The organism is Erythrobacter sp. SCSIO 43205 (assembly GCF_019904235.1).
Taxonomy (GTDB): Bacteria; Pseudomonadota; Alphaproteobacteria; order Sphingomonadales; family Sphingomonadaceae; genus Erythrobacter.
In genome coordinates this window covers 952,233-974,429 of the sequence record NZ_CP063202.1, presented here as the reverse complement: position 1 = coordinate 974,429, position 22,197 = coordinate 952,233, and the positions used below count along the sequence as shown (strand labels likewise).

Below are 22,197 nucleotides of genomic sequence, written 5' to 3'. Positions count from 1 at the left end.
ATTCATAAATTCGAGCCAAGGAACGCTCCTGTTTGTCATTTTCTGTCGGGCGACGCTGCCTGTTCGCGGATCATCAGCCGGATCGTCTGGAAGTACCATAACTTGTAACTGGCATAATGAAAGCCAGCGGATCCATCTAGGATGCCGAGCTTCGCGAAATAGGTCAGCGCGAAATAGAACCACGCGAACCACCATTTGGTGATGTAGCGGTATTTGAACTGCTGGCGTGAGGTTAGACTGGCCCATGCCTCACTGGCATCCTTGAGCTTGGCGTAACGCGCCGCTTCCCACAGCGCATAATCGCGGTGCTTCTGGATGAAATGGCCGAGCGCCTTGTAATCGCGGTGGTCGATCGGCGCGGCAATCTCGCCGATTTCGCCCTCGACGATCGGGTGCTCATGGATTTCCATGTCGAGCTGGCTCCAGCCGTTCTCGTCTATCCGCTCGTAGAGCGCCTTGCCCACCCGGAACAGCGCCAACTTGCGCTGGGCAAGGCCGTGGCGCAGCGGCTTGTCGAGGAAGTAATTGTTGTAGGCGAGCCAGTAGGCGTCCTTGTCATCCTTGGCGATGGCTTCGGCGACTTCATCGCAGAATACATCGTCGAGGAATTCGTCAGCATCGAGAAACAGCACCCAGCCCTGTTTGGGTGAATCGTTCATCAGGAACCAGTTGCGTTTCTTGGGATATTTACCATCCCATTTGAAGTCGACGACGCGCGCGCCGTGTTCGACGGCGATTTCGCAAGTGCGGTCGGTGGAGCTGCTATCGATCACAACGATTTCCGCGAAACGGCCTAATCTCTCAAGGCATCGAGCAAGATTCGCCTCTTCGTTCTTCACCGGAACCGCTACAGTCACCGGTAGAGTGGATTTGCTGCGCTGCACCATGACGCCAGCCCTCTTAAAGGAAGTCTTTACAATTGCCCACCCCCAAAACTCGCTAACGGCTATGCCAGCAATCCTAAACTGGGCTCTTTATCGATGGCTCGTACAACCACGGTGTCCGGTTTTCGCCAAACAGCTCTAGTTCTAAGTCGGTGTAAGACAGTGCTGTATTCCAACAAAGAGTGAAGCAGGTCACCCTCGAGTGTGTGCGGATCAGATGGTCGCATCGGGCCAGAAGAAGCGCGTCGATCATAACTTCAAGGCCCTTCAAGTATGGGCTTCCTTCTACACCGGTGTCGTAGTGACCGTGAATGGAAGTCCCATCTGTTGAGCGCAAACAATCTTGAAAGATCACACGGTCTGAGTAATGCTCCTGAAATAACGCAATCGCCCGCTGATCATCTGTAGCCAAGAAAATTTGGCCATCGGCATTGGTCTTAAGCCAGCGACCAACCGCTTCGAAGACGTCTCGCAGTCCTACCGATTTACGATTTTCTTGTCCAGCAGCTGCATCGGTGAGTCGAACATGCACGCCTAGGACTTTCCCCTTCCTGAACTTTGATTCTACGATTTCGTCGACAGCTGCCAAGATCTCGCCCTTCGGCTGGCACCAACGCGCAATGGCAACGCGAAGCGATTCTCTGATATTGAGGCGTCGTAGGGAGCGAATTCATGCGCTCCCGGCTTGAATGGAATGAAGAGCCGAACTTCGCGGCCAGTGCCGGAAAAATCGAAGGTACTTTTGGCGAAATAGTTTGCCCACACATTATCGTTGCTAACCCGATCAAAATACGGAGATAATTCACCCCAACATATCCTTGCTGGCAGGCCCGCCTTCTCTGCCGCGCGCAAGCCGTTGAGAGACGTGAAAAGCTCACCGAAGAAACCGGCCCTTACCACATGTGATTGTCAGACCGGCATCGATTGGCAAACGCCTTGCCGCCCCGATAGTGAGCTGCCGTATCGCATTTTTCAGCATATCGGTCGATTTCCAATCTTCTTCGCGGGGTTCCCAGCAGAAACAACATTGGCTGCGACGTCTCGTACCGCAACCGCTCTCGCACCCACGATAGCCCCGTTGCCAATGGTTACACCGGGGCCGACAAACGCATCGGCGCACACCCAGGCATCGGCGCCCACGACAATTTGCGCCTTGATCAGCGGCATCAAAGGATCCCGCCAATCATGCGTTCCCGCACACAGATGCGCGTATTGCGAGACGGTGGCCCGCGGCCCAATACGAATTGGGCCCAGCGCATAGAGAATTGCATGATCGCCAATGGCGCAGCCATCCGCGATATCGAGGTTCCACGGGATCGTGATCCGCACTGTGGGGTAGATGTGGGCATCCGCACCGACCTTGGCCCCGAATGCGCGCAGCAACATACGTCGCCATCCCCAAAACGGGCGCGGGCTGAGCCGGAAGAGCGGGTTGCACATTGCCCAGAGCAGCCGGCCGATCTTGGCCTCGGTGCTCCATTTGGTGGCTGCGCGATTTGAAGCGACGTCAGTCATGTCTCACATTCTGTCTGATAGGTCACGAACACCGAATGACCATTTAGCCCAAGTGCACGAAGTCAGGCTTTTGCCCATCCTTCAGGAGCCATTGGTAAACCTGTTCCATCTTTGCCGCGATCCCGGCCCAGCCGAATTCGCGGTTCATCCATTCTCTGCCTTTGGCCCCCATGGCTTGGCGCTGGTCATTAGACAAGGCCATTGCCTTTCGCAAAGCGCTGGCCATCGGCTCAATCCCGTGATCAGTCCACCAGCCGCAGCCATGTGACTCAAGCCCGGACCAAGGTGCCCCTTTGGTTGAGATTACCGGCGTTTCGACTGCCAGGCTTTCCGCAACCGTCATCGCGAAATTTTCATGGAGCGTGGACAAGGCGAATATCTCAGCTTGTTGCATCAGGGCGATTTTGGCTGCGCCAAAGACGGGCTTCTCAATGGACACGCGGTCAGACAGGCCAAGCTCTTTCGCCTGTGCCTCAAGCCTTTGGGCGTAGCCGCCTTCGCTCGGCCCGATGATCCGCAAACGCCAGTGTGCGAATTCGTCAGCGACACTGGCGAAAGCCGAGATCAGTCGATCCAGAGCCTTCTTCGGGTGCACGCGACCGAGCGAGAGAATGTACGGGAGCTGGCCATCCGGCTTCGCCGGTCGGTTATCGAGCGTCGGCAGATCAATGCCGTTGGGCACGATGGCAACCGGCTGTTTCAGCCCGAAGGCGCGGATATCCTCCAGCTCGCTTTGCGCCGTCGCATGGAAGCAGGACACAGCCTGCAAAGCGCGGTTCTGATAAAGCAAACCGAACAGGTTCTTGACCGGTTTCGAGAATTTCAGCGCATCGCGCCCCAACATTCCCCGCGGAGCGAGCACCAGCGGCGTTTCCGAACCCGCCACCTTTCTGGCAGGATAGATGTTCGACATCATCCAAAGCCCGTGGGCGTGGAATATATCGGCATCAGAGGCCTTGATGTATCGATCCATCTGGCGCGACCGGCCCAGCCGCTTGAGCACCGATGGGAAGACCTCATCAGCCTCGAACGATTGCACCGGCGCGCCCAATGCGAATGTCAGTTCTTTGCTTGATACCGTCACCACCTCGGCATCATGCCCGCGGCGGTTGAGCGCGGCGACAAGACTTGGGACCGAGTAATACGGGCCCGAGGCCTCTTCATCGATATTGGCAACAGTGTGAGCGATCTTCATCGCGATCCAGCCGGCTGCCAGTTAGGACAATGCGTCAACAAGGTGCTGACCGCTCGATCGGCAGCTTCCTCGGGCAAAATGGCCGTGTGATTTTCGGCCAGGTTCTGGTTGATCCTGCGATACATGGTTCCGTCGGCTGCCAGTTCGCGGATTCGCCATGCGAGGTCATATGCGTCGTCCGAGCGGAAACTGAGTCCGTAGCCGTAATCGTTTGCAAGCTTGACCGCACCCATGCCCGTGCTGATCAAAAGGGGTGCACCGCAGAGCAAGGCGTCATTCACCCGCATACCCCACGGCTCTGCGCGTCCCAGGGCGGCGAAAACCGAACATGACTGATACAGCTCGATGAGCTCTGGCATCGACACGAATCCCGGAAAATCGCAGGCGAGATCGTGCTTTTTGGCGATGGCCTGCAATCCCTCGGCAAGAGGACCTTTCGACGTAAAGGTCGCGCGCACCGGCACGCCCCAACGCTTCAGAAGCACCAACGCATCCATCAGAACGTCCTGACCGCGGTGCCAGGTCATGTTGCCCGAACAAAGGATATGAAAATCCTTGTGATGCTTTTCATCGCGCGGCGTGAATGTCGATCCCTGCAGGGGCGGAGGGAAATATCCGAACGGGATAATCTTGTCTGAATCCCAGCCCAGTTGGCGCAGCGGCTCGGCCCCATCGCCCGACCAGTTCAGAATAAAATCGGCATATTTGACCACATGCGCAACACGTTGTCTTGCGAGCGTCGGGGTATAGAGAGCTTTCGCAATCCGCTTGCCCCCCGGCTCGAACAGGTTGCACGGTGCCTCGGAACCGATGCCGACGATGCACTCCTCCTTGATCGCTTGCGCCAACGCAGCCTGAACATGCGGGACATCCTGATAAGTCCCAAAGAACTGATGCCATTCCTTACGTTCATCCAGCGCGTTCAGTGCGACTTCGGATGAACCATCAAGTTCCACCAATTCGAGCCGGGCGAATTCATCGGGATCAAACCCGATTTCCTCACGCAAGCCTAGGCCGGAACGACCAAGACAAATCCTGTAAGGCACGCCAAATCGTTTGCCCAGCTCATCGTACAGCGCAAGCGTCGACCGGCAGAAGCTGTGCGCCCAGAATTGCACGCCTTTCATTAAACTTCCCTTCGCTGGCATTCGCATTGGCGCGTCGGTTGAAACCAAAGCTGGCCACAAGGCTTTGGGTTGACGGCATGAGTGAGGTAGACCAAGCCGAGGAGACGAGCCATGGTACTAACTAAGTGAGGTGCTTCCGAAAACGCTAACTACTGTTTTCCCCCTCCAACGACGGGCCTCCACTAAACTTCGCCAAAACCCTGCAGAAAGCACTCGCTGAGCTTTCGATGCAGTCCAGCGTCCAGTGTCGCCAATACCGATTTGGGCACAAGCGATAAGCCTCTTGATGTGCATAGCCTCGTTGGCTTGAGCGCGCGCAGCCGCAATTGCCTTTGGATCATTTCGATCCAAGAACAGGCTGCCCGACACTTTCGCGCCGGCATGAAGGCGTAGCGCCCAAGTGTAGTGTTGAAGCCTGCCGAAGGGCAGCCCAGCCAAAATAAACCTCCACCACAATTCGGTGTCCATCTTGTAATGAAGCGATTTGTTTATTCCGCCAACCGCGTCGTAAGCAGCTTTGGAGAAAAACGCCGAAGGTCCCGCAGCAGTCAGTAGTCCAGTGCGTGGGCCAATGCTCCGATAAGGCTCCCCTCTTCGTGCATCGAGGATGCGATCATCGACATCGACCCACAAAGAATTTCCCAGAAACCACTGACAATCGGGATTCAGTGTAGAGCATTGTGCAAGGTCGGACAGAGCGCCGGGCAGCAAAAGATCGTCTGTATTCAGCCAGGTGAGAAAATCACCGGTAGCAAGAGCAAAGCCTTTGCCAAGTGCGTCACTCTGTCCCTCGTCAGGCTCCGAAATTATGCGAGCGAGTTGACCACGATACTGCTCAACTTTGGTCATCGTATCGTCTGTGCTGCCGCCATCGACGAAGATGATTTCAGCATCGACACCTTCTTGTGCAAGCACCGATTCAATAGCTCGTTCAACGAACTCGCCCTGATTGAACGAAGGCATAATGACTGAAACCTTCAATTGGTTGCTCCTAGTTTCTTAAAGATCACGTACTTCCGTCCCACTTTTCCACGCATAAGCTGGCGCGTACTTGCGGTGGCTACGATTAGAAGTCCCAAGGCAAACGGAAAGGTTATGCGGACGTGCTGAGGCGGGCTGAAAAGAAAATGGAACAACAGCATAAATCCGAAAAAGCTGACTATTGGTAGGTAGGCAGGCCGGACGGAAGGAGCATAGTACATCAGCCTGAAAATTATCCTGACCAACATCAAAGCAGCCACAAGCCCCACTATTCCTGACCACACAAGCGCAGTCCCAACAAGAGAGTGGACCGGTATGTACCCCTGATCCCATCGATTGTAAGAAAAGATGCCTTGGCCTTGGTCTGTCATGAGGGCGCGCAAAGCTTGGAAACGCCCATCGACATCGATTGCCCAAGAGCCCCAACCGAATATCGGTTTTTCGGCAAATGCCACCGGCCAAACCAGCCACTCTGAACGCGCCTGCAATAGCAAGGCAAACGGATTATGCGGATTATCCAACCGTTGTAGCTGCTTGCCGTTATGGCCGTTCGGATTGAACTCCATGGTATATTCGACGTAGCCGACATACGCAGCATACAGCAGCGGTAGAGACAGAGCCACGGCTACGATGACTTGCCGCATGTTCGGACGGTAGCCCACTCCGGCAGCCGCAATAAGCAACGATGTCAAAGCCAATATCAGCGCCGAAGAGCGTGCGTCCAAGGCAAAGTAAAAGATTGAACAAAAAGCAAGAAAGGCAGCCGAGCGAAGCTTCCCGAACCTTATCAAAAAACAGGATACCAAGAGTAAGGCCGGAGTGAGAAACGGATCAATCCGGACCTTGAAAATATTCGTATCTTGCTGAATTGTTTCGAAACTGACTGCCACATCTGCAAATGTGTCGCCATATGCAGCGTCTCCGAAGATGGCTTTTGCCAGCACGGTGCCAATCAAGAATGCAAAGGCAGCAGCCGGTTTCTTTGTGAGTGATGCGACAACGAAAACGAGGGATATTCCCCCGATTATCGGTGTAGCCGCATTCCGCGCAAAATCTATGAATGGGATATCGTTGACGTAATCTGACAGGATGATCGCCATCACCCAGATTGCATAAGCCGCGAGCACGCTGCGCAAGATTTTGTGTTCGCGCCATGCGGCACTCAGATTGAGGATCACCAATCCAAGCAGAGCCACCAATTCGGCGACATAGACACGAACACCTAAGTCAAATGAGAGCGACCACCCTACGCCATAGAGAAACATAAGCGCCATGGGTGCGCTTATCATTGCAGCAGGCCGACCCTTAGGTCGGCTTCGCACGGGTGCACCGATATGGGTTGCCGCCGAGCTCGCCATCACAAAGACTCCTTCGGGAAGTGACGCGCAGCGCAAAGTTGCTTGTGGCGGTACAGATAAGGAATAAACAAGACCACAGCGTATCCGATGATCGTTCCCCAGATGGCGCCAGCATACCCGATTGTCTGAACCAGCGCCAAGCTGCAAACGATGTTTACGACAGCCATCATGATCATATGTTTCGCAAGAAAGCCAGTCTCGTCGCGGGCGCGGAAGCTGATGTCATAAAGCGTCACAATGATGGCCAAAGGAATCCAAATCGCTTGTCCGACGATCAACATTGTGTCCGTATTCAGATCGCGGCCCAGCCACAGCAGCAGAATATTCGGATAAGCAAGAGCAATCGCCAGCGCAATTACGAACCCGAATGCAGCCAAAGCTTTTAAGGTAGACCGTAGGATGCGGTCAAAACTTGCATAATCGCCCGCAGCATCCGCTTTCGCCAGCGCCGGCCACTGAGCATTTGTCACTGCGAGAGCAAACATGATTGGAAGCGAAAAAACCCTTTGGGCCACCCCATAGATCGCACTCGCTTGAGCGCCGGCTAGCGCGCCGATTAGAAAGATATCTGTTTGAGAGGAAACTGAATAGGCCGCGTGATAGCCGACCATCTTGTAGCTGTCTTCACCAAGGGAACGAAAGACATCGCGCTGGAACCTGCTCGGCACGAAATAGCGAATTCTCTGGTGCCGCAAATATGCGATGCCACCCAAAATCCCCATCACTGCAGCGGGTCCCATAAAGACAACCGCCAAGGCCCAGAGGGGGAAATCTTGGAGCAAGCAGACTATAAGTGCGATAGCCCCCGTTACCAATGCAACGATATCGATTGCATGCGAAACAAAGCCGTGCAGGCGCCCTAACATGATCTGTTTGGGAACAGCCGCGACAAACCCCAAAGCCATGATAGCGGTCAAAGCTACCAACAACTCTTTGACTTCCCGGCCTTGCGCTGCACTTTCCAGCGCCAGAAGCGTCGTCCAGTCGATCAAAAGAACCGGCGGCAAACACACCGTTAACAATACAGCAGCCGTAATTAATGCGATGATGGTCGCGGTAACAGACAAGCTTTCTGTTGCCTCGACAGAAGTGTCATCATTTGCCCGACTTGCCCGAGTGACCAGTGTGATCGACAGGCCGCTATTCAACGTTGACATCAATCCCATCAGGGACAGTGCGATCATCCACACACCCAGGCCGGCCGAACCAAGCTTATCCAAAAGGAACGGGATCGTAAGCAGCGAAGCGAGTGGGCGGGTCATTTGCAAGACCATTCCCGTCACCGCCGTCAGCGCGACTAGGTCGCCCCCTTTGCGAATGCGTCTGACTAGAAGCGACCAGGACTGGATGACCTTTCCTATTTCGGGACGCATAGGGCACCTTGTTTCTTGGCAACGGAGAACGACCTCATCGGCCTAGCAAGGGACACCAGTAACTACAGTCCGAGATGCCACATCCGCTGTAACTACGGCACCTGCCCCTATGATGCGCCCTTCTCCCAAGCGGACGCCGGGTAGGATTTTTGCGCCAGCCCTAATCCAGACATTATCTCCGATAACGATCGTGCGCCCAATAGAAGTGCTTGCTAAATCATCTGCATCAGCATCATGGGTCAACAAGGTGAGCGCTACGTGGCTAGCGATGAACACCCTGTTGCCTATGGTCACACCACCGCCGCCCCACATGTGCACAAACTCACCGATAGAGCACTCATCTCCAACTGCTATCAGGTCCGGATGATGCATGATGACGGGTAACCCAATACGGGTTCTTGGACCTAACGATTTAAGCCTCGACGTCCAGAAGGCCCGCCTGAAGCTAACTGCGATCCAAATCCGCGCGCGTGCACTCAGCATGCCTCGCTCGAAACACCAAAATGCGACAAGAGTGGCATAGATGAATTGCTTCATTGCCAGCTTTCCGGAAGTACCAACGGCGGCAACGAAGGGACGTTGTCCCGGTCTAACGGGTGAGGGAAGACACCACCGTTCGGTTGAGGCGCCTTTCCACGATCCTTTCGGACGAGAGAAAATTCCATGACTGGCGGGATCGCAACATCATCCCTTACGGTTGGCGGGCAAACGTTGTTGGGGTGTAGGTGGACTATATTGAAGTGGCGTAATAATTTTTGAAAAGTTGCGGTGATGATTTGCGAGTTCTGGCGTCCAAAGAGGCAAGTCAGGTTATGGCACTCTAGTAGGATAATTCGACATCTCTGCAGAGCTTCATCGCTTGCATCGAGGAGCACGGCATATTCGGCACCCTCAATATCCATCTGCAGCAAGAGATCGCCAGCGGTGTGTTTAGACGCTTCGGTGACAAGGCTATCAAAGCGCATGTTGCGCTCATCTTCATGAACGGCAAGGAACTTCTGAAAGAAGTGAAATCGTTCATGGGACACAGGGGGGCCGCTCACTGATGCATCAGCCATCACCACGTGAAGGCCCGCCTCAGCCATTACAAGGTCAAAACCCACTTCAGTCGAAACGCCCGGAGAGAGACATGCCTCGATCCCATCAAGATCATCGGGCACCAAGTAACCGCCGTCTGTGTCAGAACCGATCCGGATAAGGTCGATGCCGATGTCGACAGGTGTCAGCGATCTTACAAATCCACGAACCATATCCAGGTCGGAAGAAGGCTCGAGCCAGAACTTGTTACCTAAAGTCGCTTCAAAAAACGACTTCAGCTTGTGTGTTCGCATCTAATTGGGCCTCGCATATCTTGGATCTTGGCTTGCATGGGTTTACATCCGATCTCGGATGAACCAAGCCAGCCAGTAGTTGTCGCCGTCATCAGCTACCAAACGGCAACTCCAAAAGGGCACGTACTCGGGGCTAATCGTCGATGCAAGCACAGTCAAAGGGCCTGAATTATGGAAACCTCGAACCCATAAAATTCATACCCCCCACGAACATCCATCGGCTTTGACCGAATCGTGGACGTACCATGCATCGACGGCCGAAACATGGGGCAGCACTTTGCGGAAGCCCTGAGGCATCAGGACCAAGTCAAGATCAGCCTGTGTTGCTGCGTCCAGATTGTGCTCGACCGCGATCACTCCGACGGTGTACTTGTTCATGTCGAGCCCTCGCAGGATGTCAGCCTCGCCACCCTCGGTATCGAGCGACATGAAGTCGACCACTTCCGGAACGCCCTTCTCGACAAACAGGTCTGTCAGAGAAATCGTCTCAACGTCGTATGTGCGTTTCTCTACCTCGTTCAGCTCGTGCCCGACACCGGCACCGACAACACGGGAATGGACGCCATGCCCGACATATTCTTCGAAAGTCACGACATTGCCCGAAGTCTTCGCGGCAGCTCTTAGATCAAGTTGTGCGGAACGCTGCTGCCGGATCGTCTCGTGCGAAGCGCGATTGGGCTCGACCAACAATCCGTCCCAGTCGAAATGCTTTTCGAGCATGTAAGTGTTTGAAATATCGCGCCCCGATCCCACGCCCACTTCAACGAAATAGCCGTTGCGCTTTCCACCATGGGTTAGCGCGGCAAATACGTCTTGCAGGAATTGGGATTCGGATATCGTCAGCAGGTGGCGAAGCTCGGCCATGCGGTCATCTTCAATCTCTGCTGCGATCAGTGGAGCGCGACGAAAATCCCGCACGAAACGTCTTTTCTCCGGAGACTTTAACGAGAACTCCAGAGCCTGTAGGTTGTTAGGATCCAGATTGAAAGCTTTAGAAGCCAGCTCCTGTTTCGAAAAAAATCGACCCGAGAGAAACAGCCACGAGGAGGAAAGCGATGCCCACGCTTCTCGAAAATGTCTCAGTTTCATCAAGTGCTCCTGCTTGGTGAGAGTTAGGCGCAGGGATTTTCCAGCAAATGGCGACCCCCGCTTGCGCCGCCAGGTAAACAATCACATCAAGCCCAAGCTCACGGTTAGCCTACGCCAGACGATCGCAATCCTCAAATCTGCATTGCGTCGCTGCGATCAAAACTCGCTTCATTGAACTTTAGATATCTCTCTCTCGTCGCGCGCCTCGCGTCCCAAACCCCCGATAACGCAAACTCCGAGAGGTTTGCGCAACCGCTAACCCTCAGCTGAGTTGCCTGCTTCAATTTCACTGGCCAGCTGCTCAATCTCTTTGCGCAGAGCATCATATTCCTCACGCTTTCGCGCAAGAAAGCGACCAGCAATGGCAGCTTTATTTGCCAATCCACTTGGCGTAAGAACATAGGCGTAAGCAAGCTTATTTCTCGAGGAACCAAATCGCTCGAGTTTAACAAAGCCTCGCTCAATGAGAGCCTCGAGAACGTAGTGCGTTTTGCCAAGACTGATGCCCGCCGCCCGCGCCAATTCTCGCTGCGTCGAATTCGGATTTTGCTCAATCAAGCGCAGCAACCGAAAAGACGCCTCATCCCTCGGAGAAAGGCGACTGGGCTCGAGTTCGGGAATTGTGCCCGCCATGGCTACCGCACTCCTCGAAAAGCGAACGAGAAGGTGGATAGAGGCGAACTTGAAAACAACCTGAAGATCATGTTCAACATTGAACGCTAGATGATTTGCGGATAAATGCAACCATTCTGGAGCGATCATCGGGCATTTTGATGCCGCAGTTTCAGATTGGTGCAAAGCGTTCGTAATGTGGAGCGCGTTAGGGGAATAATGTCAAACTGGCTCGTAGCGCAGACAAAGCCGCATGCAACGATGTTGGCTGTCAATAATCTGCACAGGCAAGGCTTTACAACCTTCCTGCCTCTCGAACGCAGGATGCAGAGACGACAAAATAGGTTGCAAGAGATGACGAAGCCCTATTTTGGCAATTATCTCTTTGTTTCTCTGCGAAACAGCGAGGCACCAGTTTCGCAAATACGATCAACTTGTGGGGTTTCCCGATTGGTCGAATTTGGCGGCAGCATAGCGAAAATATCTGAGCGATTAATTGATGAACTCAAAAGTAGGTGCGACGAGAATGGCTTTCTGCAGCTTCAATCTAATACGCAGGTTGGTGATAAGGTTCGTGTTGCCGGAGGGCCATTTTATGACCATCTTGGGAAGGTCGAGCAATTGGCATCTAACGACCGCGTATGGGTGTTGCTCGACATCCTAGGTCATAGAAACCGCACACTGGTTGCTAAAAGTGACTTGGTAGAAGCCTAGTGCCAAGAATGAATCATCCTCAATTTGACAACTTTCAAGTGTGAGCAAGCCATGGGCATGATCGGTTTAATGGAAGCGATTACACGTGCAAAGCGGACTGAAGATTTCAAAACCATGTAGTTCCTTGGCTTTGATCACTACGCGCCGCATCGATCGTTTCAACCTCAACTTCTCTGCGTTATCTAAAGGACAAGTTCCCGCGCTGTCGAGAGGGACAGCCCAAGCTTGACGAGCCCTTAGCCACAAGCTCATCGCCAGAAATCAAAGCGGTTAAGGCAGCAACACAACACATGCATTGACGCAGTATAGAGGTCCTAGCTTCTCATCCAATTGGCTTATGATTGAGGGGCAACCCTAACCTGTGTTATGGCATGATGGCAGCTCTCAGCACAAAAGCTGTCAACTCAATCTGAGAGGTTGCTTGGCTAGTTGAACCTGATAGATCGCTCGATGTAGATTTGCTAAAAATCTACGGTGTCGGCTCGAAACGTGGTCGCGTCAGATAGCGGACTTCCCATCTTAGATGCTCACCAAATTGTTTCAAATCGCCTTTTGGTTTGCGCTTGCGCTCGCTTTTCTAGCAGCGAGCTTGCCTAACCCAGCACCGTTAAGCGACGCTCTGAATGACAAACAATTACATGCTCTAGCCTTTGTCGTGCTCGCGACTCTTGCAGCTTTAGCATTTCCTCAACTTAGTCTGACAAGAGTATTTGTTGGCCTTGCCGTTTTCGGGGGGCTCATTGAGCTCGTGCAATCAATCCCAAGCCTGGGGCGGAAACCAAGCTTTATGGACTGGCTCGCGGACATCATTGGCGCAGGCAGCACTCTCATGTTGTTTGGACTGTATCGCAGTTTCAGAGCGCGAAGTGCGGCATAGAACCCCGTTGCCAATTGACGATATTGGTTATGATCAAGATGCACGAAGGCGCCTCGCAAAAAGAGCGTAACGTATCGTATCCTGATGCAAATCATATTATTGTATCAGGGAATTGCAAAGAGCAGAAGTTGCCCGCTTACCCCTACTCCGAGACCTAAAGAGCGATCCTCGCATTGAGACATCAAGCCCGGCCTTAAAAGATGGGTCTCGACGTCAAGCGATGCGCAAACCGATGAATAGCGGCGTCTTGGATTCCGTCTCCTCTTACGCGCTTTAACCTGCAACAGTTTCTTTGAAACCGGCTCCCGCGCGCACAGCTCGTCCCAATATTCACTTCGCCTGAAGCCGTAGCCACTGACGACTAAAATTTTCGTCTGATGGAATTCTCGAGTTTTAGATCATTTTTCTCAGCCCGTGCTCTTCGAGAAACTGAAACTTCTCGGCAATCTCGCTGTAGCTCAATGCCACGCTAGTTTCCTTCCCATCCTGAGCATCTGCCGAATCAACGGGAGAAATGATCACGCCTTCGTCAGGCGAGGCCGTTTTCCAATTCTCAAGATACAATCGACCTAGCGCGGACTTAAGTTGCTCCAAGTCAAATGGAGTGCCCCCCTCATTCAGCGGGACCAGCACATCTTTTCCAGAAACGGGATCTACGCTTACCTTGTGAACAATAAATCGCATGACAATGACCCAATAGATGATTGCTATGGGTCATGATCTCGATGCTACGAGGAGTTACAACTTTCCAATTTCAGTAGAGAACAAAAGGCGATTTATAGGCCTATAAAAATTGTCAATACAAAAATGAAATCATAGGCTTATAGAATTGTCGCTACAGAAATGGGTAAGCGCCTTTGATTGAAGCTCGAAGTGTCAAAGTTCTTGAAGGTCGCGCGCTATTCTCCTGAACTTTGCGTATTCTGTATACGGCACCCAGTCAGGATCTTCGCCTTTCGCTCTCAATCGCCATTGGTGGGCGAGCGCGGCGATGGCGACGATGATAACTATCGACATTGTCGGATAGCTCTTGAAGGTCACATATGTGTAAGCGACCATTTCAGAGATACTCTGCAGAAAATGGCCTAGGACAGCCAAGAGTTGGAGAGCAAAGGCAGCGATCGGCCAGAGACGGCGAGCATTACATAGGATAACAGTGAAGCCAGCTAGGCCGACCACATCTGCGGTCAAGGAAGCGGGATCAATATCCGAGAAATAAATCCCGCCCGTGAAAAAGGACACTATCATTCCTTGGGCGATAAGCATGAATATCAAGACACAAATGCCCCATCGTTCAGGCTTACCGCCAAGGGTAAATGACATGCCGAGCAGGCCCAGCGCAATTGCAAAAACGGGCCAGATCCTAGCGTCCAGTAAGTCTGCCTCACTCATGCGTCAGCGGACACTTTCGGCTCGGGCATCGCGTCGATCTTAGCGCGTGCGTCGTCTGGACATCCCATTGGCCAGTCCATTGTTTCTGCGAGCTTGTGCAGCATATCGTGCGTGCGAATGTGCTTCTCGCGCGCCTCGATGCCTGACGCGATCTGCTGTTCCAGGCGTTTGAGCATGAGCTGACTTTGTGCGCCTTTAAGGCCGGTTGCCACTCTGATAGTGAGCGCCGATTTCATCAGCTCAAGGTCGGCAAGGATCGAGCGATCATGATCGTCAAGACGCTCGTGCAGGGCGCTGCTGAAATCCGCTATCATTGCGGTTGAAGGATTTGTCATTGCTTTGATCTCCATAGGTTGCAGGAGGCTCAACAGCGTAAGCTAAGTCCATCTGGTTTTTTGCCATAAACCCGATCGCAACTGTTGCCGCAATCAGAATAGCAAGGACAACACCTGCCAGTATCATCCACCATGGGCCAAACCTTGCACTGAGAGCCCACGGCCCCCTCGAATCCAAATCTTTCAGCCATTGCTTGAACTCTGGCTTCTGGAAGGTCGTAAAAACCTTTTGGACTGAGTGGTCCGCAACCGTTCTATCGATCAGAAACGCAGCATCCTGAAGGTAGTGGTTTTTATAGACCGGCATTTCGCACAAGGAACGTGCGATTATGAAGATGGTAATTGCATCTTTTGGCTTTGGGACCTTCATCTTGTTTTTGACCGAAGTCAGATATTGACCAATGCGCGAAGGCCCCACCCCCATTTCTCGAGCCACCTCCTTGTGGGAACGAAAATGCGCAAGAGCGACCATCGCTTCGGTCTCGCGGACAGTTAGGCGATCGAGAAGCTCTTGCGCTTTTGAACGGGTAAGGTCGCGCTTGAGCGCTTCGAGCGCTTCTTTGGGTGATGAGTGAGTTTGTGATCTAGCGTCTGGCATGGCGTCAAGAATGCCACAAACCGCTCTTAGGCAAAACTACATATTGGCTTTAAGAGCGTCATGCTCGCGCGCCTATTGCACCCCATAGAGATAAGTTTTTTCGTTCACATTTTGGGATTGAACCGCTCCATACGCATACTTGAGAATTGCTTGTTCAACTGCTTGTTCAGCTCCAAGGGAGGCTTTCATCACTGAACACGAGAGGCAATGTGAGGCAGTCTGATTCCTCGCGGCGAGGCCATTGACTTTGATGGTTTAGCTTGGGACGTACCCACAGGGGGCATTGAGTAGTCGCCATACGAGCCAAGCCTCATTGGCCTCGCCAAGCCATCATCACCTGGATTGCGGGTCTACGGGTAAAGTGATACTCGTCGTACAAGGACGCAGTTTCATGAAGTTATGGCCCAGTAAGAAAGACGAAACGGACGATGGCATTATTGTCGAATTCTCGTTTTGGGCATTGATCCTTTATATATTGCCTCTCATTGCCATTCTGATGTTCATCATTTCCTGGTTGTCTGCATGACTGGGATGAACCGACAAAAGGAAATTTGGGCGATGGCCTTAGGGGTGGAAAAGAATTTCGGTCATGAGGGTTGGTTTTACATAGCCCAGAGGCAGGACCAGTTGCTTGCGCAAGGCGAAGATCAAGGGGCGAAACTCTGGGCTCAAGTCGGCGAGAAATTTGATCAGATTACAAATGAGCGCATCGGCTCGTCGAAGGTGAATTAACCCCATGTCCTTTCTCCTATTGCTTGCAGCCAGCGTCATCCCGGCGGGTCAAACTTTCAACTGTACGCCGGTAGCAGTTTGGGATGGCGATGGACCAATCTGGTGCGAGGAGGGCCCAAGGGTGCGCCTGTCCGGCATTGCCGCCCGAGAAATGGACGGAACCTGCAGCGATGGTCATCCATGTCCCGCAGCATCTGCCCTTGACGCTCGCGATGCTCTCGTACGGCTGATCGGCTCGCCCACTGGCGTGGGCCCGCATGGCCACATTACAGTCTCCGGCCCCGCAATGCGGTGCCTTTCTGATGGATCAGCGGGCGGCAATAGGACAGCGGCGTGGTGTACGTCACCCAAAGGCGGAGACATCAATTGTGCCATGGTGGCTGGTGGCTGGGCGCTTCGATGGGAAAAGTATTGGACCGATCACCGATGCTGATACCGCGCCGGGTTTGGTTGTCTCCAGTCATTGTGTTTGCGGTGACGAGCATCTGCTTTGTGCCCGATGGCAGCTCCAGCCCGGCGCAAGCCCATCCCGGAGGGCTTGCCGCAGACGGATGCCACAATGATCGAAAAAACGGTGGTCGTCATTGTCACCGAGGGTCACATCCAAGTCGAGCAGTAAGCCAGACCCCTAGCGGAAACGTATACTATCCCAATTGTGCTGCAGCGCGCCAGGCAGGCCGCACTCCTCTATTGCGCGGCCAGCCGGGATACGGCTCTCACCTTGATCGCGACGGTGATGGCAGAGCTTGTGAATAGGACAAGGGACGAGGAGGTGGCTTAATAACCAAGGCGCTCGACACCGCTTTCTCATTGCTTTGCGCCTGCGATACTAATCTTGTTGGCGCTACCAATCAGCTTGGCATCGGTTCGCATTGACATGGTGAAGCCAAACTTTCTCTAGCCCCCAATATTAAGCGCGACAGAACACTCCTTTGCTCCTGGAGATGGTAGCCAAGATCATCATTGCGCACCCGTTTTTCTCCCCCTAAGCGCCAAAATCTGCATCCTGGCGGCACCAAAGGCCTTATTGAAACATTGAGCATACCATGCGGCGCATATGGTAGATTATGCTTCAGGCAGTCTTGACCAATCCAGTTTAATCGCCGCACCTCCAAAAACGCATGCTCATACAAGCCCTTGTGATCTGTCGATCCTTGGCAAAGGGTTTTTATTCATGATAACCGGCAACCTTTGCCAAGTCTGGCAATCTTCAACTCAGTGCGGACAATATGGACATCCAAAACCTCAATCGATTGAAAGAGACACTCACGATCCGAAAAATGGAGATGATCGTCACTCTTGCCGAATTGAAGTCCCTCACTCAAACAGCAGAAGCGTTCGGACGAACTGTCCCATCTGTAAGCCTAACCATCACCAGGCTCGAAGATCTTAGCGGTATCAAAATATTCTCGAAGCGAGGTCAGTCTTTTGTGCTTTCAGAAGATGGTGTCGCCCTTGTTACCTTGCTGAAAGAAATGCTGCGTGTGTTCTACGAGGTTGCGCCCAAAGCCTCTTCCGATGTCTAAGCTGGTATTTCTCTATCTGAAGTTTGCAATAGCGCAGGGGTCACAAGGCCTTGGCCTTCGCTCAGTCGAAGGTTCAAAACTGCACTTGGGCCTGGCCTGGTTCAAATAGACACTTTCTTATCGTGCGCTTTTTGTGGTTGGCTGACGCCAATGAATTCTTTCAGCGGCAAGGGTGATGTGCGCAGTTTTCGCAAAAATGTCTCATGTTGATGACGCGCACTTACTGATGTACTCTTCCATGAAGCTATCACGCTTAGAGCCGGGCGACTGTTGGCGCACCGCCCGGCTCGTTTCGCTTTGAAATTCGATGACTCATTTTACGGCGAATACTTCGAGGCATTCACCAGCTTGCAAAGATCAAGATGATGCCAGCCTGATTCTTGTCGTAACTTCATCCATGTAAACTACAAATCTCTGGAAGCACGAGGCGATGCATCCGCCCACAAACCTCGCAAGGCTTTCCAAAAGATCATTGTGATCAAGAATTGACTTGCAGTCGCGAGTAGTTGGATAGCCCAAAGCTATCTGCCCCTTTGGATCCCCTGGTTCTACAACGCCCGTCCAAACCAGATCACTCGGCCAATCACATCGACCTCGCCCCGATCCACATCGTTCCAACTCGGATAGGCAGGATTGTCGCTTGAAATCGTGATCTGTCTTGCCCCTGGTTTGAGGGCAATCCGCTTCACGACGAGCGCATCATCAGAGCGCAGCACATAGATGCCGTCCCGTAGCCTTGCGCCATGATCAGAAGCATCCACGAGCACCTCATCTCCATCGCTAAGCGTGGGTTCCATTGAGTCTCCCAATACACTCACGATTGAGAGGCTTGCGCTCTTGGCTCCAGTCAATCGTCGAAGCCATTTTTCGTCAAATCCAAAGCGAGTGTAGCTTGTCTCATTGGAAGCAAGCGCACCAAAGCCAGCTGACGCATCAATATTCAGGACAGGAACTTCTATCATTCCGTCCATTGGCGTTTGAGCAGGGCCGCCCAGCCTTTGCTCATCGACACCAAAGAAGCTGGCAAGGGTCTTGCGATCTTTCTCATCAAGATTGCGAGGCGACCCGCGTTTGATGAACTGCTGAATGTAACTTGGATTTCGCCCCAGCAGCCTTGATATCGCTGCATAGCCGTAACCACCACGGGTGATCAGCCGCTCGAGTTCCTCTCTGACATGTTCCATTTCTTTAGCCCTTCGAAATTGATCGTAGGATTTATCCTAGACCAATAGGCATGACCCTAGTAGGAACAAACAAAGAACACAAGTGATTTGCGAGTCGGAGCGAGGACAGATGAAGCTGCTGGACAGGATCGAAAAACACCTGAAAGACAATCATATCTCAGCCACCCGATTTGGCAGGCGTGCAGTGGGCGATCCCCGGTTCGTACTCGACTTGAGAATGGGGCGCAGACCACGCCGCCGCACCATTGAGCGGCTCAACGCTTACTTGAATATGTCGGATAGCAAGCAGCCTTCGATTGGCCACAAACATTGCGAAGAAAATCCGGGGTATCCGCATGATCAATCTGACCGCAGTTGACCCTCGGTCAAATTTTGAGCTTTGCACAACTTCGTCTATGTTCTTCATTGAGAGCAGAGGAGGCTTTGGCTTCTGGCGAAAGGACACTGACCGATGAGCAATTCCGACAAAACTCCGCCAGAGAGTAATAGCGATTGGGAAGGCTTTCGTGAAATTGATCGCGCTATCGCTGAGAACCGCCTGACATCTTACACTTGGAAGAAAACTTGGGCTGATCCTTGGGGAAAGGCGGGAATGGTCCTTTTCGGTCTTCTATTCACTGCGTTTGTCGTTTTCGTGATCATCTATGACGGGTTGATCTAGCTACCATTCCTTCACGTCGTCGGCTGCCTCAGCGGACGCGCCTTTTGCGTCCCGTGTAGTGCGATCGAGCCTGCCCCTCCTTTGCTCCATGTTTCGAGAGCCCTCACTCTGTCTACGGCTGACATCATCCGCGATCTCATCTCTAGCATCTAACGGATTTTCGAGCGAGCTCGGCACGCTGCCAAGACGAACTGAACCGCGAACGCCGCTAGCGCTTCCGACATTGGGCCGAGCTACCGGTGTTGCATCAGGCAAAACCAGGTCGCTCGCGATTTCGTCATTGAGACCATCAGCGTAGCTTTCAACAAAGCGAGCTTGGAGCTGCTGTCCCCTTACGCTCATCTGGAAGCCGATGTCATCAAAGCGCGCCTGGCCATAATAGTCGCGGTTGGCATCGATCTCGGCCATGCCCCATTCGCGGTAGGATTGGCTGAGGTTTAGAGTTCCAGCAGCATTTGCGCTTTCATACCAGCTGGCCTGATTTTCGAGCCGATTGGCGATCTCTTCTGCACGCCGGGCTTCCACTGTGTAGCTTTGCGCTTCAGTTAGCGAACTGGTGACGCCAGCAGCGCTGCTAGAGACCAGTGCTTCCGAGCTTGAACTGGTCTCACGGAAGAATCCCTCTTTTGAGCTGGACCAATTTTGACTTTCGGAGATCTGACTAAGCGCACTTTCAATGCGCGAACGATCCTCTGAGGCGATCCCGATATCGCTGTCTGTCCAAGTTTGGTTCCTTCCACCCTTGAGACCTAGGCTCCCAGCGACTGAACCGCGCTCTCCTCTGACGCCCAAACCGCCATCTCCATTCAAAAACCATGAGACGGTGATGTCATCCGATGCCCGACGCGACAGGCCAAACTGCTGCTGGAGTGTGTTGGAGGCACTGTCGAGTTCGCTGAAGGTCCGGCCAATGCTATCATTGGTTGATGTTCCGCTGACGGTCTCGTTCGAGCGGGACCGGGTATAGGCATCGCGCAGCTCGCTGAAACGAGTGACCGCCGAGCTGGTCGATTGCTGTGCGAGATTGGAGAAGGTCTCGCTTTGGCTGCGACTTTCGCTCGCCATGGTCGACAGTCGGCTTGAGAAATCCTGCCCGAGCGTTGGTGTAAAAGGATAGCTCGACGTCGGGACATTGGCGAACTCGGCCTGCGGGAAGCTGGTGGTCTGCGTGCCGCTTTCGCCAAGACCGCGGGTTTGTGCCGCCCCATAGGCAATATTCGGCGCAAGGCTGCCTTGCGCAAACTGCCTCGAGAAGACGCTCGAATTGTCGAGATTGGTGTTGCCGAGCGAGACATTGCCCGTGCTCGCTTCGCGCGCCGCTTCCTCGGCCGCATTTTGGCTCGGATTGAGGTAGCTGGTCGCCTGGCCCGAAATTGCCATCGCGCCTCTGGCGACGCCTCCTGCAAGGAACGGGATCGAGGCGGCAAGGTAGCCGGCCAGGATCCCGATATCGTTGTTGACGTCGGTCATGCCTGAGAAGGTTGCAAGGCTTAGCCCGGTCGTGCCGGCCGCGGCGGCGACATCGCCTGCTCCTTTAAACATAAGGATCATATGGAGGATAACGAAGAGCGGCCCCCAGGCGGCGAGATAGAAAAAGCCAGTGGCATAGCCCCTAAGCGCGATCGGACCGGTCCTTGGCATGAGGAACAGAGGAAAGAGCACTGGGAAAAGCGCGTAGAAAACGACTGTCAGAACCACGTTGAGGATAGGCACCCATTTCATCGCATTGTGGGCGATCGAGGAATAAGTCCGCTCAGTCTGGATGTCGGCACGGGTCTGCGCAAATACATCGACGCTCGACGCGCCGCTTGCTCCCGCAAAGCCGTGCATCGCCTGGTTCATCGCGTTGATAGTCAGTACCTGGCGAAAGATGCTGCTCGCATCCTTCGAAATGCCTGTGAGATATTGATAGGCGACTGGCAGGTCAGCAATCAGCTTGGCCTTGGCGAGCGCTTCGGTTTGTCTTGGATAGAGCTGGCGTCCGGCGATCAACGTCATTTCGTCGATCATCCCCGCCCATTGGCCGGACAGGCTTGTGTAGGCTTCGCGACAGGTTACGATGGATGCAGTTACACTGTCATCGGCTTCGCGAATGAGGAACTTCTGCGCGCGAGCCGGGCTGCCGGGCGCAATCGTTGTCCAGATGTCGTCGCTTTCTGAAAGCTGCTTCATCGAATAGCGACCGAGCAGCAGGTCGTAGAACACACATTGTCGTACATGCTCATCGAAATTGGCAGCGAATTCAGGGTCAGCGATCCTTAGGGACCGCGTCGCTTCCAATAGGCGCGCGCCGTAGATCATGCCGTTCTTCGAGTAATTGAGATCATCGGGAAGCCCGAACGCGGTCTCCGCTGAGCGCGTGAGGTAGTCTCCCGCCTGGCTGGTGAAACTCGCCATCAGTGCAAGGCCAAGCGGGACATTGGCAACGGTCGCCGGAGCAAGGCTCGGATTGACGCGGTCGGTGACCTGAACGTCCATCCGCGGTACCATCAGGCACATGTAGATAAGCGTCGCGCCCAAGAACCAATTGAGCCAAGCGCGCCAGTTCTGATTGAAGGCGACGACGATCACCGCGAGCGCAAACCCCATCACCAGCGCGACCTGAATGAGGCTCTTATAGCCGCCTGCCCCGGTCCATGCGGCTACAGCGTTCAAGACATTGACGATGTACTCGCCGCCGCCAGTGGTGAAGATCTCGACCATTATCTTTGCC

The 22,197-nt window shown here is 53.5% G+C and carries 26 protein-coding genes; 8 read left to right on the top strand and 18 right to left on the bottom strand.

The genetic code is table 11. From position 1 onward, the window contains the following. Window positions 1-35: 35 nt before the first annotated feature. The 12 genes from INR77_RS04570 to INR77_RS04515 all read right to left on the bottom strand — a co-directional run bounded on the left by INR77_RS04570 (window position 36) and on the right by INR77_RS04515 (window position 11,615). Window positions 36-887: a glycosyltransferase family 2 protein gene (locus INR77_RS04570; protein ID WP_223072752.1), complete on the bottom strand. Its 852-nt coding sequence runs from the start codon at window positions 885-887 to the stop codon at window positions 36-38. A 73-nt stretch (window positions 888-960) separates the two neighbouring features. Then, on the bottom strand, window positions 961-1,506 hold the full coding sequence (locus INR77_RS04565; RefSeq protein WP_255573999.1) for a hypothetical protein: 546 nt from the start codon (window positions 1,504-1,506) through the stop codon (window positions 961-963). A gap of 350 nt (window positions 1,507-1,856) precedes the next feature. After that, window positions 1,857-2,399: a putative colanic acid biosynthesis acetyltransferase gene (locus INR77_RS04560; RefSeq protein ID WP_223072750.1), complete on the bottom strand. Its 543-nt coding sequence runs from the start codon at window positions 2,397-2,399 to the stop codon at window positions 1,857-1,859. A gap of 43 nt (window positions 2,400-2,442) precedes the next feature. Further along, window positions 2,443-3,594, bottom strand: a complete 1,152-nt coding sequence (locus INR77_RS04555) for a glycosyltransferase (protein WP_223072749.1) — start codon at window positions 3,592-3,594, stop codon at window positions 2,443-2,445. Further along, window positions 3,591-4,721, bottom strand: coding sequence for a glycosyltransferase family 4 protein (locus tag INR77_RS04550; RefSeq protein WP_223072748.1), 1,131 nt, complete (start codon window positions 4,719-4,721; stop codon window positions 3,591-3,593). The genes INR77_RS04555 and INR77_RS04550 overlap by 4 nt, the downstream gene beginning before the upstream one ends. A gap of 117 nt (window positions 4,722-4,838) precedes the next feature. Beyond that, window positions 4,839-5,702, bottom strand: coding sequence for a glycosyltransferase family 2 protein (locus INR77_RS04545; protein ID WP_223072746.1), 864 nt, complete (start codon window positions 5,700-5,702; stop codon window positions 4,839-4,841). Continuing rightward, window positions 5,699-6,976, bottom strand: a complete 1,278-nt coding sequence (locus INR77_RS04540) for a hypothetical protein (protein WP_223072745.1) — start codon at window positions 6,974-6,976, stop codon at window positions 5,699-5,701. The genes INR77_RS04545 and INR77_RS04540 overlap by 4 nt, the downstream gene beginning before the upstream one ends. Window positions 6,977-7,059: 83 nt before the next feature. Continuing rightward, window positions 7,060-8,322 (bottom strand): lipopolysaccharide biosynthesis protein, encoded by a 1,263-nt coding sequence (locus INR77_RS04535; protein WP_223072744.1) that lies wholly within the window; start codon window positions 8,320-8,322, stop codon window positions 7,060-7,062. Between the two features lie 153 nt (window positions 8,323-8,475). Then, a complete protein-coding gene (locus INR77_RS15855; RefSeq protein WP_255573998.1) occupies window positions 8,476-8,745 on the bottom strand; it encodes a DapH/DapD/GlmU-related protein in 270 nt (89 codons plus the stop codon). 221 nt (window positions 8,746-8,966) lie between these two features. After that, window positions 8,967-9,764, bottom strand: a complete 798-nt coding sequence (locus INR77_RS04525; RefSeq protein WP_223072742.1) for an FkbM family methyltransferase — start codon at window positions 9,762-9,764, stop codon at window positions 8,967-8,969. A 195-nt stretch (window positions 9,765-9,959) separates the two neighbouring features. Continuing rightward, window positions 9,960-10,682: an FkbM family methyltransferase gene (locus INR77_RS04520; RefSeq protein ID WP_223072741.1), complete on the bottom strand. Its 723-nt coding sequence runs from the start codon at window positions 10,680-10,682 to the stop codon at window positions 9,960-9,962. A 426-nt stretch (window positions 10,683-11,108) separates the two neighbouring features. Beyond that, window positions 11,109-11,615, bottom strand: a complete 507-nt coding sequence (locus INR77_RS04515; RefSeq protein WP_255573936.1) for a MarR family EPS-associated transcriptional regulator — start codon at window positions 11,613-11,615, stop codon at window positions 11,109-11,111. Window positions 11,616-11,684: 69 nt separating this feature from the next. On the opposite strand from INR77_RS04515, the gene INR77_RS04510 reads away from it, so the two are divergent. Together INR77_RS04510 and INR77_RS16015 are read left to right on the top strand one after the other, a co-directional pair. After that, window positions 11,685-12,179, top strand: a complete 495-nt coding sequence (locus INR77_RS04510; RefSeq protein ID WP_223072740.1) for a transcription termination/antitermination protein NusG — start codon at window positions 11,685-11,687, stop codon at window positions 12,177-12,179. 523 nt (window positions 12,180-12,702) lie between these two features. Beyond that, entirely contained in the window at window positions 12,703-13,056 is a 354-nt protein-coding gene (locus tag INR77_RS16015; protein ID WP_223072739.1) for a VanZ family protein, read from the top strand. Between the two features lie 393 nt (window positions 13,057-13,449). Here the strand turns inward: INR77_RS16015 and INR77_RS04500 are convergent, their stop codons facing one another. The 4 genes from INR77_RS04500 to INR77_RS04485 form a co-directional block, all read right to left on the bottom strand. Then, window positions 13,450-13,740: a hypothetical protein gene (locus tag INR77_RS04500; protein ID WP_223072738.1), complete on the bottom strand. Its 291-nt coding sequence runs from the start codon at window positions 13,738-13,740 to the stop codon at window positions 13,450-13,452. 192 nt (window positions 13,741-13,932) lie between these two features. Next, a complete protein-coding gene (locus INR77_RS04495) occupies window positions 13,933-14,448 on the bottom strand; it encodes a hypothetical protein (RefSeq protein WP_223072737.1) in 516 nt (171 codons plus the stop codon). Next, the gene (locus INR77_RS04490; RefSeq protein WP_223072736.1) at window positions 14,445-14,783 is read right to left on the bottom strand and encodes a hypothetical protein; all 339 of its coding nucleotides are present in this window, start codon (window positions 14,781-14,783) and stop codon (window positions 14,445-14,447) included. Before INR77_RS04490 ends, INR77_RS04495 begins: the two co-directional genes overlap by 4 nt. After that, a complete protein-coding gene (locus tag INR77_RS04485) occupies window positions 14,722-15,255 on the bottom strand; it encodes a hypothetical protein (RefSeq protein WP_223072735.1) in 534 nt (177 codons plus the stop codon). Before INR77_RS04485 ends, INR77_RS04490 begins: the two co-directional genes overlap by 62 nt. 579 nt (window positions 15,256-15,834) lie before the next feature. Here INR77_RS04485 and INR77_RS04480 point away from each other — a divergent pair. The 4 genes from INR77_RS04480 (at window position 15,835) to INR77_RS04465 (ending at window position 17,639) form a co-directional block, all read left to right on the top strand. After that, complete coding sequence (locus INR77_RS04480; RefSeq protein WP_223072734.1) at window positions 15,835-16,113, top strand: hypothetical protein; 279 nt, start codon at window positions 15,835-15,837, stop codon at window positions 16,111-16,113. A 4-nt stretch (window positions 16,114-16,117) separates the two neighbouring features. Continuing rightward, a complete protein-coding gene (locus INR77_RS04475; RefSeq protein ID WP_223072732.1) occupies window positions 16,118-16,546 on the top strand; it encodes a thermonuclease family protein in 429 nt (142 codons plus the stop codon). Then, window positions 16,513-16,869 carry an excalibur calcium-binding domain-containing protein gene (locus INR77_RS16010; protein ID WP_370632285.1) on the top strand — a complete coding sequence of 119 codons (357 nt, stop codon included), beginning with the start codon at window positions 16,513-16,515 and terminating at the stop codon, window positions 16,867-16,869. The genes INR77_RS04475 and INR77_RS16010 overlap by 34 nt, the downstream gene beginning before the upstream one ends. Window positions 16,870-17,342: 473 nt before the next feature. Continuing rightward, the gene (locus INR77_RS04465; RefSeq protein WP_223072731.1) at window positions 17,343-17,639 is read left to right on the top strand and encodes a LysR family transcriptional regulator; all 297 of its coding nucleotides are present in this window, start codon (window positions 17,343-17,345) and stop codon (window positions 17,637-17,639) included. A gap of 548 nt (window positions 17,640-18,187) precedes the next feature. On the opposite strand, the gene INR77_RS04460 is transcribed toward INR77_RS04465, so the two are convergent. After that, window positions 18,188-18,823, bottom strand: coding sequence for a S24 family peptidase (locus tag INR77_RS04460; RefSeq protein ID WP_223072729.1), 636 nt, complete (start codon window positions 18,821-18,823; stop codon window positions 18,188-18,190). 109 nt (window positions 18,824-18,932) lie between these two features. Between INR77_RS04460 and INR77_RS04455 the strand changes: the two genes are divergently transcribed. Together INR77_RS04455 and INR77_RS04450 are read left to right on the top strand one after the other, a co-directional pair. Further along, window positions 18,933-19,181, top strand: coding sequence for a hypothetical protein (locus INR77_RS04455; protein ID WP_223073620.1), 249 nt, complete (start codon window positions 18,933-18,935; stop codon window positions 19,179-19,181). A 93-nt stretch (window positions 19,182-19,274) separates the two neighbouring features. After that, a complete protein-coding gene (locus tag INR77_RS04450; protein ID WP_223072728.1) occupies window positions 19,275-19,484 on the top strand; it encodes a hypothetical protein in 210 nt (69 codons plus the stop codon). On the opposite strand, the gene INR77_RS04445 is transcribed toward INR77_RS04450, so the two are convergent. Next, complete coding sequence (locus INR77_RS04445; RefSeq protein ID WP_223072727.1) at window positions 19,485-22,187, bottom strand: conjugal transfer protein TraG N-terminal domain-containing protein; 2,703 nt, start codon at window positions 22,185-22,187, stop codon at window positions 19,485-19,487. It lies immediately after the preceding gene. Between the last annotated feature and the right edge of the window lie 10 nt (window positions 22,188-22,197).